Origin of the sequence: Erysipelatoclostridium sp. DFI.2.3 (genome assembly GCF_019132535.1) — a bacterium.
Lineage (GTDB): Bacteria > Bacillota_I > Bacilli_A > Erysipelotrichales > Erysipelotrichaceae > Clostridium_AQ > Clostridium_AQ innocuum.
Window position 1 is genome coordinate 57658 of the sequence record NZ_JAHOOJ010000011.1, and the last position, 11907, is coordinate 69564.

The window sequence follows — 11907 nt, forward strand, 5'->3', positions numbered from 1 at the left end:
CGTTTTCCTCCTAGTAGTAATACTTATCTTCATAGTCATCTTTATAATCAATGTCACTGGCATCAAAAGTTGGATCCATACGGCTCCATTTCTTTGCATGCAGCAGAATATCGGGATTGATCCATCCCTTTCCCTCAATATATACCTCAACCCAGGCATGATACTCAATCGTGGTATTTCCCGTTACCAGTCTGGTTGGAATCTGCTGGCTGCGCAGCATCGCCGCAAGCAGAGCCGCATAATCAAAGCATATCCCTTTTTTGCTTTCCAGTGTTTCATCCACGACAGGAAGCACATAAATATCCTCTACTTCCTTCGCCTTTTTCGAATCATAGCTGATGTTATCCACAACATAATTATACAGTGTCGCAATCCGCTTCAATACGGTATCATCATCCTTCGTCAGATCAAAGGCTTTTTTTACAGCCGCTGTATGACTGTCATAGTTCACCGTCTGATTTGGATATAAAAACGGTATCCGCTCATTTTCAAGCTTGACATCCACTGACAGGGTCAATGTGATCGTATAGGTTTTCCCGGAACGATTTTCGAGTACCTTTACCAGATATGTTCCGCTTCCCTGCTCAAAGGGAAAGGTTTCATATTCGTTTTCCTTTGTAAAATCATATGCGATGTTTCCTACACCGTCCTTGGTTATCTGGAGGCGCATCCTTTTTTCAGGCTTGTGCAAAAGCTTGGCCTGCAGATATCCGCTGCTTGTATTGCTGTAATCGATTTGTACCAGTCCGCTGGAATCCACAGCCACCTGCTCTCCGGGGCTGCTGGGCAGACGAAGCTCAGACATTTTCGGACTCGGTGATGGTTCATATTCGCTTGGATACTTCTTACCGTCTTCCTTGCCTGCACAACCGCTGATCAGCAGCAGAGCTGTCAGAAAGCATAGAAAACGTCTGAATTTCATGCTCATACCGCTCTCTCCTTGTTTTGATTATTATAGCATTCTTTTCATCAGGAGAAAAGCTTTCTTACCATATGCCCACAATGAGAAAAGCAGGAGGCAGAAAGTAAAACAGAAACAACTATCTGCATACAGCAAAAAGCTATATTCGCTACCGGAATACAGCTCGTTCCAATTTTCATTGCATCCTGTTTAGGATTATACATTTTGGATATCAATGACAGTATACTATTTTGCCAGTGCATTTTAAAACAGCGCATTCTCCTGATCCGTGTCCTTATTCACCGTTATTGTATCCACTTCACATGATATGAGTCTTAAGAGCAGAGTATCCTTAGAAGCAATTATATCTGTTACTTCCGATCTTCTTCTGTTTTATAATAGTGGAAAGCCATGTTTGCATCCGGCTTATTTATGATATCAAGTCTACATAATCAAATTTAATAAAGTAATCCATATTTTAATTATTTTTCTTTCCCTTCCAAAAGCTTGTTCATGTAACTATCGTGTTTCAATTTGCTCTGCCATCATATTTGTTTCATCTAACTTAAAACATATACAGAATGTTTCTCATCACTGATATTTTCAATTTTGGCGTATTTATCTCTTAAATCAGGATTTAATTTAATAATAGTCATATATTGTCAAAAAAACGATTGATGAATAACATAATTAACCCTTAACACATTTTTTTAAATTTAAGAAAACTATATACAGATTACTCAAATAAATCATCAATCGTTAACAGAATTGCACAATCTATTTCTGCTTGTCGTTTTACTGGTTCCGTATATCCGGATTTACTTACAAAATATAAATATATTTCTTTGATATTTGGAAATGCTTTTGTAGCATTTACGAGATCGGTATATTCTTCAAGAGGCATAGGACTAGATGTGAATTTACACTCCATGAAGATTGCTTTTTTTCCACTTCGATCAATTGCTAAAACATCAACATCATCTTGTGCTTTGATACTTGGATTATTCCCCCACCATTTTCCTATAGAAAATGGAATAAAAGGAAGTTTTCTTTGCTTTGCCTGATGAATTAAATATTCTTTACATACACCTTCGAACACATCACCCATAAGGTTTGAAATATCATTCATAATTTCTTCAGCAGCATCTTTTGCGCCTAACATTGCATAATAAGCGTTGTTTGTAAATTCATAGCGAAACCAAAATCTTAAGAAGTTATCTTTTATTACATAAATTGATTTTTTAGATTTATCGTTTTCGCCACATGGAACTCTTTTTTCAATCAAGCGTAATGTTTGAAGCGTTGTTAAATACTTAGAAACTTTTGTTTGACTCTCGTATATATAATCTGCAATTTCGATGATTCTGTTTCTTCCATTCGCAATTGCAGAAAGTATGGAATTATAGGTGTTTGTTTCTCGTAATTCTGCTTTCAATAAATTTTCAGGTTCTTCATATAAATAGGAACCATTTCGAATAATTTTAGAAGCTATATTTTCTCCAATGGATTTATCAGCATCAAATGCTTCTAAATATCTTGGAATACCACCTAAAATACCATAAGCAATCAACTTATCTTCATTGCTATAGTTAGGAAAGAAATTACTGCTTTCTAAATAATCGAATGGTATTATTTCAAGGGTTGCCGTTTGCCGATCATGTAATGGACTTTTTCTTCCCATGATTTCATTCTCCATGACACTAACTGAAGAACCACAAAGAACTAAAAAGATATTTTTATTCTTCCAGCTATGATCAATGGCATGTTGTAGAAGTGATTTAACAGAAGGGTTTTCTTCAATGATATATGGAAATTCATCAATAATAAGTGCAGTTCGATCCTGTATTTTATTACCAATATACACAAAAGCATCTTCCCAGCTTTTAAATGATGAAATAAATTGCTGATCAAAATAAAGTTGTATTGTTTTTGAGAAATCTTCTAAATTTAATGCATCATTTTTTTCACGTGCAGGAAAAAAGATTGCATTTGTATGTTTTGAAAATTCTTGAAGCAATGTTGTCTTACCAACTCTTCTTCGACCATACATAACTAAAAACTCAAACTTTTCACTTTCGTATAATTCATTCAAATAGTTTAATTCAGCTACTCTTCCTAGCATAGTATCCCTCCTGTTTCGTTTATACACTCATAAATATTATACTCTAAAGTATATAAATATTCAATCGCTATAAACTCTCTTTTTACATAGGACTTCCCTCTTTCCGCATGGTTGTCACCTGTAAGTGCCACTGCGCCTTGATTATTTAAGCCTGTCTACTTGTTCCACCCCTTATGCACGTTCCCTCACGAGTTCGTTGGGCTTCCTTTGCGTTTGGCTGCACCCTTAACGCCATAAGTCTTTCACTCATGCAGAGTAGTTATCATCTCCTGATTTTTGAACAGCTCTTCCTATTAGATACGTATTCAATTTGCATCAGAATTACGAAATCTGTATGTGTAACTGCCTGTCACAAGAAAAACCGGAATACAGCTCGTTCCAATTTTCACTGCATCCTGTTTAGGATTATATATTTTGGATATTGACAGATTACTATTTTGCCAGTGCATTTCAAAACAGCGCATTCTCCTGATCCGTGTCCTTATTCACCGTTATTGTATCCACTTCACACGATATGTGTCTTATAGACCAGAGTCTCCTTGGAAGCAGTTATTATATCTGTTACTTTCAATCTTCTTCTGTTTTATAAAAGAGGAAAGCCATGTTTGCTTCCAGCTTATTTATAAATACCCATCCACGTTTGTCTGTTTATCATAGGATGTATGGAAAGGAGGCAGATATATGGCAAAGGTTATCGTATATAATGTATATACGCAGGCATTGGAAACCTTCTATCTGGAGGAAAATGATCCAATGCCGTATGCATACGATCGAACAATGCTGGTGAGAGAATTCAGAGGATCGTCGCGATCCAGTGTTCTATGGACAACAAATGCGGCAATGGAAGCATGGAATGCAACACGAAGAACCTATGGAGCCCCCATACCTTTTCGGTATGCATTTAAACGAATCTGGGAAGGCGGACATGGGAAGCAGTCACAGCATTATGCAGGTGTTTCCTTCGATGTGGGACAGGCATTGACGCAGGCAGAGCGTAACAGAATCTGGAATACTGCGAACAATCTTGGTGTCTGGGTTTATGTGGAGCCTATTTACATGACACCGACCTGGGTACACTTCGACAAACGGTATGGCACACCGGCCTGCAGTGCCGGATTCCCTGTTTTACGCAGTGGCAGCCGTGGTGTTTACGTTTTGATTCTACAGGATGCATTAAACGCATTAGGCTACAGTACACAGACCCTTGATGGGGTATTCGGAGGAAATACACGGAATGCATTAGTTGCATATCAGCGTGATAACGGACTCAGTGCAGATGGTGTAGTCGGATGTGGAACCTGGACAAGGATCGTTAATGAGGTAGTAGGAATCGGAAGGACTCCAACGGTTATCGATCCGTAGAAAAAAAAGCGTGAGTATGAGTTTACTCACGCTTGTACATAAGAAGTTTTATTTTCTATGATGGAGAATCCATACAATTTCCATAAAAAAGAAAAAGGATGAAATAACTTCAGACCTGAAGTCTTTGTTCTCTATTTCTTGGAAACTGTAGTCAAAAGGTGGTGTTTACATGGTTCACTCCATTACAGATTAAAGGATAGAATTAAAAAAATGAAAAGCAGAAAATTCCATATTATCTGGATCACTGCCCGTAATACTGCCATGAATGACTCTGATGTAAATTCACTTGTGATTCGTGGGCAGAAATTAGATTCTGCCGTTATTTTTTCGATTGCAAAAGATGTATATGAGCAACCTGGAAAAAGTAGATGTATATGAAGGCAATGAAATCACTAGAAAAACACCATTATTTTTTTCTTTTATGAAAAAAGGAATTAGATTGGAATGAATTTTTCCTTATGCTGATCCCTTTTATTTCAATCAAACAGCTGTCTGACTGCAAATCTGTAAGCTAACAGGGATTGCATACATAAAGGCTTCCACCGGTACTCTATTCACTGACATCGAACTGCCATAATATAAAAAGATTTCAGAACACATCCTCTGAAACCTTTTTCTTACAAACATGATGGCCGATGTCATTTTTTAGGACTACATGTCCCTCTGCTACTCACATGAACCTGAATACCGTTTTTAAGCGGTGCTATAAAAAACCCGGTAATAACACCAAGCAGAAACGCATTCAGTAGATACGACTTCTGACGCTGTACCATGAAAGCTCCTCCTGTAATCCCCTACAGAATAGCACGAAACATATACAAACGCAAGTCTGATTCCCTATATCCTTATGTATGGAATCGCCAACAGCTCCATCACCACCGGTTCCTGTTCCTTTGAAAACGTGCGGTACACCTGACGGCTGTAAACCTCACCGCTTCGCTTCAGATTATGCTCCCTGAAAAATGTGCGAACGGTTTCCGTTATTCCAGCATCCGTCTTTAAATTGTCAAATGTGCATAGAACAGCATGTGCTGCACTGCGTAAGTGAAAATATGGATTCTCACAATACTGTGCATATTCCGCACAATCCTTATAAATTCCAAACCCCTTTTCACTTCTCCAGACACCATTCTCTTCATAATAATGAACGCTTTGGAAAAAAAGATCCGCATGATTGGAAAAATTGTGAAATCCCTTTGGCTGCTCCTGTGCAAAGGAGGACTGAATGCAATGCTGTGTTGATATGAAATACATATCCGGGCGCATTCCGTAAATGCACCTTCCCTTTGATTGCTCTGCAGTCTGTAGGATATCCAGACAGTTCATCAAATTGCTTGTTTTCATCTGCAGAATTCTCAGCCGCTCCTGCGTTGATTGCAGAGTTTCCGATATCACCTGCTCATAGGAATGCAAAGAACCATTCAGAAACTGCTCCCGTATCAGCTGCAAACTGATTCCCATCTGTGATAAACGTTGTATGTACAGCAGCTGGCTCAGCTGCTCCTCGGTAAAGTATCGGTAATTGGTCTGCGGATCCTTTTCCGGTTTGATGAGTCCCATGCGCTCATAATGTCGTATTGCCTCCGTAGTAACACCCATAACCTTTGCAATATCGCCGATTTTATAAATCATAGCATTCACCCCCAGCTATTGTAATCCTCTTTCCAATTTCTGTATAGTAAAATAATCGATTTTAGCTGCTGTAGTCACGATCTGTGCTCATTTCTCAGAAACCGGATTTCACACTCCAGCTCATAGCCGCTATGCTCTTTGACCTCCTGCTGAACTCTGTGAATCAGCTCCAGAAAATCCTGACTGCTGGCAGCCCCGCGATTGATAAGGAAGCCGGCATGCTTTGTGGATACCTGTGCATCATGCACCTCTGTCCCCATCAATCCAGCATCCCGTATCAAAGCAGAAGCATAATTTCCCTGTGGCCGTTTAAATGTGGAGCCTGCACTATAGGCATCCAGCGGCTGCTTTTCTCTTCGCCGCCGCATCAGCTCCTCCATTTGTGCCAGGATTGCCTCCTGTCTTCCAGGAATTAGTGCATACACAGCTTCCAGTACGATACCTCCATGCTTTGAAAAACGACTATGCCGGTAGGACAGCTCCAGCTGTGCTGCACAGCTTGTATGAAGACTCCCGTTTTCATCCAGCCAAACCACTTCAAGCAAAACATCCTTTGTTTCTCCGCCATACGCTCCTGCATTCATGTAAACGGCCCCTCCGACACTTCCCGGAATTCCACAGGCAAACTCCAGACCGCTCAGAGAATGCGCTGCACAAAATGCACTTACCGCCTTGATGGCTGCCCCGCTTTGTGCACGCACACGATTTTCCTTCTCCAGTCGGATGCTGTTAAAATTCGTTGCCAGGACGATGACCATTCCCTGAAAGCCTTCATCCATTGCCAGAACATTGCTGCCGTTACCAAGCAGAAACCATTCTATGCGGTGCTGTTTGCATACTGCCAGACACTGCTGAATCTGTGTAATACTGGACGGCTCCGCCAGAATCTGTGCCTCCCCGCCGATATGCAGTGTCGTATATTGCTTTAATTCAATATGTCTTCTTGCCGCAATCCCTTCATCCTGAAGGAACTGGTATGCCTTTTCAAATATATCCACATATATCATCCTCTCCCCTCTATTATATGTGGAATCTGATAATGTTAAATAGAAATGCCCGTAAAATTCATTCTCATCCCAAAAGAACCACGCCACGCAGACATTCAGACAACCCGGTTGATAACAGTTCCTTCCATATACGCTTCGATATTTGCGGACACCAGCTGTAAAAGACGCTGTCTGGTTTCCAGACCACGCCATCCCATATGCGGTGTAATAATGACATTCGGCATTGTGTACAGTGGATTATCCTCACGCATTGGCTCCTCTTCCTGCACATCCAGTGCCGCTTTGGCAATCCGCTTGTTCTGCAAGGCCGCAATCAGCGCCTGTTCATCAATCAGGGCTCCACGAGCCGTATTGATAATAGCGGCGGAAGGCTTCATCATCGACAGATGCACTTCGTCAATCAGATGTCTGGTTTCAGAGGTAAGCGGACAATGCAGAGAAACATAATCACTTTCCTTTAAAAGCTCTGGCAGGGAAACAAAGCGTACTCCCTCCACATGCTCGCGCGGTGTTCTCGTATACACCAGAATTTTCATATCCAGGACTTTAGCAATACGAATCACCTCCTGTCCGATACTGCCGTAACCGATAACTCCCAGCGTCTTATCATTGACCTCGGTATGCTCCACCAGCATATGGTCTGTAAAATTTCGGTAATCTTTATGTTCCAGCATTTGCAGCTGCTCGCGCATGGAGCTGCTAAGGCTTAAAAGCAGCATAATCGCCGTATGTGCCACACGCTTTGTGGAATAAGCGGGCGTATTGCACACAATGATTCCCTTTTTGCGGCAGGCCTCCAGATCGATATTGTTATAGCCGGTCCCTGCTTCACAGATTAAGCGCACACTGTCCGGAAACTGCTCAATCAGCGCTTTGGAAAGCCCCAGCTCCTTACTGACTACAATTTCACAATCCTGAACACGCTGTAGAATCTCCTGTAAATCACTATCCTCATAAGCAACAACATCTCCCTTTATACAGCTGATATCAAGCCTATGATCATAATTGATTCGTGCGATATTTAACATACAGATACGATGCTTCATATTTCCCTCCTTGTTATAGCAGCACATTCCGTAAGCTGTTCCTATAACCTTTTCCTTATACGATAATATTTTATCATGTTTTTCAGGAAATCTGTCCTTTTTCACAAAATTGTAGTATCCTTATGCATGTGAGGTAATCTTATGAAGAAATGGATAAAGCAAACAATAAAATATATACTGCTGGCGATGTTTGTTGCCGGCATGCTCTATTTCAATATCAAGGACCATGCTGCGGAAATCTTCGATACGCTGCAGCATTTGCAGCTACGCTATACGCTTGGACTGATACTGCTCAGTGCTTCTGTTTATGTGATAGGAGGAATCGGAATCTGCGTGCTGTGCAGGAAGGTCAATCCTGCTTATCAAATGAAAAGCGGAATATCCAATGCAATGATTTCCCTTTTCCTGATGAATGTCAGTGCCTCCGCTGTAGCAAAGGCGGCGCAGATGCTGTTATTTAAGGTCAGGAACATATCATGGGAGCAGGGCTGCAGTATTCTCGTCATGGATCAGATTCTGTATCAAATATCCTATATGGCGCTCAGTGCATGTGCTGTTTTCATCAGCTGTGATTTTCTGATCCCTTTATTTCCAAAGGAAAGCATCCTGGCGCTCACCGGCTTTGCAATCAGTATTTTCCCCATCCTTATTGTCGCGCTGCTGTTTCTGTGGCCGGGTGTTTTCGCAGGACTGAGCAAAGGTATCGGCTATCTGATTGACAAACTGCAGCTGCCATTTGACAAGCTGTCCATCCAGCATGCGCTGCAGCGCTTCGCAGATTCTCTGCAGACAGCAAACGGTCTGTATAAAAAGGATTACCGAGTGATGCTAAGGGTTCATCTACTGAACACAGTAAAGCTGAGTATACGGCATTCTCTGCCGCTTCTCATCGCATTCTTTCTGCAAATTGATCTCCGTCTGCAGGATATCCCACTCTTTTTTTCAGCATCCTTTTTTGTAGATCTGATATTATCTGCTCTTCCGGTATATGGCAAGCACGGCGTAGCAGAAACAACCTTTACCCTTATATTTACTCCTCTCGCCGGTGCAGCTCAGGCTGCCAGCATCATGCTGGTATGGCGGGCAATCACCTTCTATACCAATACCGTGCTTGGTGGTATCTGCATGATCCTGTCTCCGGATATCAGCCGCAGCAGTCTGAAGGAAATCAAGCAGAATTCCAAGATGTCAACTTAGCAGGAAGCGTTATAGCTCATGCTGAAACAAATTCAGCAGCTTACAGAAAATGAAGTCACCCATATGTTCGTGATGCTTTGCATTGCCATATCTATGATTATAGCAAATGCATGATCCTATCCGCATGAAAAAGCACGGCTGCATACTTTCTAAATGCAGGCAAAAAAATCTCGAAGCTGTGCATTTCCTAATGAGTTCCCATTTGTATAAGCTTAAAAACCTGAAGAAAGCAGGCTGTTAGACAAAAACTGAATGCCGTATACAATCCGTCATGAATTCCTGCACCCTAAAAAGCTGTCTGAATCACACGTTTGTCCGTGTATGAATCAGACAGCTTTTCTGCAGCTTGCCTCTTTTCAGCCGTTAGTTTTGTATCATCAGCTTTATGATCTCATCATCCGTTTCCTTCATGCCATCTCTTGCCAGCTGACCGACACCCATGATGGTTTCCTCAATATCGCGGCAAACAATACCCTCTCCGCGATAGAACTGCTTTCCCTTTTGATACATCATACAGCCCATGATGCCGGCATCAACCGCCGTTGCTATTTTTGCGGCACAGGAAGGCTTTGCACCGTCACAAATCATACCTGACGTTATTGCGAGTGCATTGACAATGGCATGGCAGATATGATCATAATCTCCGCCCAGCAGATATGCAATCCCTGCACCTGCGCCGGCACCTGCACTGACTGCACCACAATAAGCGGATAGCCGACCGATATATTTTTTCTGATACAGTGTGGAGAGATTGGATATGAGCAAAGCCCGGTACAGCTGTTCTTCACTGGATTGGAGCTCCCTTGCATAGGCGATTACCGGAAGAGAGCAGGTCATTCCCTGATTTCCGCTTCCGCTGTTGATAATAACCGGCAGCTCACAGCCGCTCATTCTGGCATCACTTCCCGCCGCAGCCAGAGCACGGGCACGAATCTGTACACTGTCACCATAGGTAGAGAGTAGCACGGAACCGATATTGGCACCATAGGAATGGGCTAACCCCTCTTCCGCTATGGCGGTATTGCATTGAATCTGTCGATCCAGTATCTCCTTTACATCCGCAAGATCCGCTATTTCTGCAAACTCATAGATACCCTGCATCGAAAACTGCATGGCATCCAGCTGCTCCTGTGTATCCTTGCGTGCCTCTTTGTCCAGCACACACCTTCCATCCTCTTCAATACGTACGATATTGGAATGCTCATTCTGGATACATACCAGTACAGTATGCTTATCTCCGGAAACTCTGACACCGACCTGCAGGGCACAGCTGCACTGCTCATGATGTACATACACTGCTGTCTTTTCAAGAAAAGCTTCCATTTGCGCGATCTGCTCCGTACGGACATGAGAAATAACCTCCAGTCCGAGGGTTGGATCACCGGCGATAATACCAATAGCTGCCGCACTTTGGATTCCCTTGCGTCCTCCGGTATTCGGCACCGTAACGCTTTTTACATTTTTGATGATATTGCCACTGGCATAAATATCCACCTGTTTTATATCTTCCTTCAGGCGTGCAGCTGCCTGCGCTGCCGCATAGGCAATCGCAATCGGCTCTGTACACCCCATCGCCGGAACGAGCTCTTTTTTCAGCAGGGTCACATATCCTCTGTACTGTGCATCCTGTTTTTTCATAAAATTTCTCCCTTTTCGCATTTTGCGTTGACTTCTCTTTAAATGTATTATATCATCACCATATATTTATGAAAATTTTATATATTTTATAAGATGATTAAATTATCTTTATGGGAGGATTTATGGAATTACGTACACTACGAACATTTCAGCGGGTAGCTCAGCTGAAGAGCTTCTCAAAGGCTGCGGCTGCACTGGGCTATACACAGGCTGCGGTCACCATTCAAATTCAGCAGCTGGAAAAAGAGCTGCACACCCGTCTGTTTGACCGTTTCGGCAAGACGATTTCGCTTACGCAGCAGGGAACTATATTTTATGACTATGCCTGCCGCATCCTCGATGAAAGTGAAAAAGCCAAGCTTGCGCTGCAGGAAGCACAGGAGCTGGAGGGACATCTGCGCATCGGCATGACGGAATCCCTGTGTGCATCCTCCTTTCCAAAACTGCTGCATGCCTTTCATACAACGTATCCGCATATCTCCATCAGCGTGGAAACCTCATCACCGGAAATTTTACTGGATATGATGAATCATAATGAGCTGGATATCGTCTATTTCATCGACCGCCGCCAGTATCATCCCGACTGGATCCGCGTCGTTGATGAACCGGAGGAAATCGTGTTTGTCTGCCATCCCTCTCATGCGCTGACAAAACGGAAATCACTGATTCTCAAGGACTTATTACAGGAGGAGCTGATTCTGACGGAAAGTGCAGCCAGCTATCGTTATGAGCTGGATCAGTATGCCCTGTCCATCAAACAGCAGGTGCATCCATACCTGGAAATAGGGAATACAGAATTCATCATACGGGAGCTGTTGAGTGAATGTGAGATTTCCTTTCTTCCCGCCTTCTGTGTGCAGCCCTATGTAGATCAGGGACGTCTGTCCATCCTGCGGCCGCGAGATTTTCAGCTGCGTGTATACCGCCAGATTGTTTATCATAAAAGCAAATGGCTCACACCGCATATGAATGCCTTTTTATCCTTTGCTTCCTAGTGGATCT

General features: G+C 42.5%; 10 protein-coding genes. 3 read left to right on the top strand and 7 right to left on the bottom strand.

What is annotated here, in order from left to right:
• Positions 1-10 precede the first annotated feature (10 nt).
• Complete coding sequence (locus KSZ58_RS12470; RefSeq protein WP_008817463.1) at positions 11-928, bottom strand: transglutaminase family protein; 918 nt, start codon at positions 926-928, stop codon at positions 11-13.
• A gap of 709 nt (positions 929-1637) precedes the next feature.
• Positions 1638-3023, bottom strand: a complete 1386-nt coding sequence (locus tag KSZ58_RS12475; RefSeq protein WP_008817464.1) for an ATP-binding protein — start codon at positions 3021-3023, stop codon at positions 1638-1640.
• Positions 3024-3704: 681 nt separating this feature from the next.
• Here KSZ58_RS12475 and KSZ58_RS12480 point away from each other — a divergent pair.
• Positions 3705-4385, top strand: a complete 681-nt coding sequence (locus KSZ58_RS12480) for a peptidoglycan-binding protein (protein ID WP_009270968.1) — start codon at positions 3705-3707, stop codon at positions 4383-4385.
• Between the two features lie 638 nt (positions 4386-5023).
• Here the strand turns inward: KSZ58_RS12480 and KSZ58_RS23225 are convergent.
• The 4 genes from KSZ58_RS23225 to KSZ58_RS12495 form a co-directional block, all read right to left on the bottom strand.
• Positions 5024-5158: a hypothetical protein gene (locus KSZ58_RS23225; protein WP_008817467.1), complete on the bottom strand. Its 135-nt coding sequence runs from the start codon at positions 5156-5158 to the stop codon at positions 5024-5026.
• A gap of 64 nt (positions 5159-5222) precedes the next feature.
• Complete coding sequence (locus KSZ58_RS12485) at positions 5223-6017, bottom strand: MerR family transcriptional regulator (protein ID WP_008817468.1); 795 nt, start codon at positions 6015-6017, stop codon at positions 5223-5225.
• 74 nt (positions 6018-6091) lie between these two features.
• Entirely contained in the window at positions 6092-7024 is a 933-nt protein-coding gene (gene murB / locus KSZ58_RS12490; protein ID WP_008817469.1) for a UDP-N-acetylmuramate dehydrogenase, read from the bottom strand.
• A 95-nt stretch (positions 7025-7119) separates the two neighbouring features.
• On the bottom strand, positions 7120-8070 hold the full coding sequence (locus KSZ58_RS12495) for a 2-hydroxyacid dehydrogenase (protein ID WP_008817470.1): 951 nt from the start codon (positions 8068-8070) through the stop codon (positions 7120-7122).
• A gap of 141 nt (positions 8071-8211) precedes the next feature.
• On the opposite strand from KSZ58_RS12495, the gene KSZ58_RS12500 reads away from it, so the two are divergent.
• Positions 8212-9267 carry a lysylphosphatidylglycerol synthase transmembrane domain-containing protein gene (locus KSZ58_RS12500; protein ID WP_008817471.1) on the top strand — a complete coding sequence of 352 codons (1056 nt, stop codon included), beginning with the start codon at positions 8212-8214 and terminating at the stop codon, positions 9265-9267.
• 363 nt (positions 9268-9630) lie between these two features.
• On the opposite strand, the gene KSZ58_RS12505 is transcribed toward KSZ58_RS12500, so the two are convergent.
• On the bottom strand, positions 9631-10905 hold the full coding sequence (locus KSZ58_RS12505; protein WP_009270969.1) for a serine dehydratase subunit alpha family protein: 1275 nt from the start codon (positions 10903-10905) through the stop codon (positions 9631-9633).
• Between the two features lie 122 nt (positions 10906-11027).
• Between KSZ58_RS12505 and KSZ58_RS12510 the strand changes: the two genes are divergently transcribed.
• The gene (locus KSZ58_RS12510; RefSeq protein ID WP_002610629.1) at positions 11028-11900 is read left to right on the top strand and encodes a LysR family transcriptional regulator; all 873 of its coding nucleotides are present in this window, start codon (positions 11028-11030) and stop codon (positions 11898-11900) included.
• Positions 11901-11907: the final 7 nt, after the last annotated feature.

Bases quoted from the DNA above. Each gene is read 5' to 3' on its own strand.
- KSZ58_RS12470 (WP_008817463.1), bottom strand. From the start codon at position 928: ATGAGCATGAAATTCAGACGTTTTCTATGCTTTCTGACAGCTCTGCTG.
- KSZ58_RS12475 (WP_008817464.1), bottom strand. From the start codon at position 3,023: ATGCTAGGAAGAGTAGCTGAATTAAACTATTTGAATGAATTATACGAA.
- KSZ58_RS12480 (WP_009270968.1), top strand. From the start codon at position 3,705: ATGGCAAAGGTTATCGTATATAATGTATATACGCAGGCATTGGAAACC.
- KSZ58_RS23225 (WP_008817467.1), bottom strand. From the start codon at position 5,158: ATGGTACAGCGTCAGAAGTCGTATCTACTGAATGCGTTTCTGCTTGGT.
- KSZ58_RS12485 (WP_008817468.1), bottom strand. From the start codon at position 6,017: ATGATTTATAAAATCGGCGATATTGCAAAGGTTATGGGTGTTACTACG.
- murB (WP_008817469.1), bottom strand. From the start codon at position 7,024: ATGATATATGTGGATATATTTGAAAAGGCATACCAGTTCCTTCAGGAT.
- KSZ58_RS12495 (WP_008817470.1), bottom strand. From the start codon at position 8,070: ATGAAGCATCGTATCTGTATGTTAAATATCGCACGAATCAATTATGAT.
- KSZ58_RS12500 (WP_008817471.1), top strand. From the start codon at position 8,212: ATGAAGAAATGGATAAAGCAAACAATAAAATATATACTGCTGGCGATG.
- KSZ58_RS12505 (WP_009270969.1), bottom strand. From the start codon at position 10,905: ATGAAAAAACAGGATGCACAGTACAGAGGATATGTGACCCTGCTGAAA.
- KSZ58_RS12510 (WP_002610629.1), top strand. From the start codon at position 11,028: ATGGAATTACGTACACTACGAACATTTCAGCGGGTAGCTCAGCTGAAG.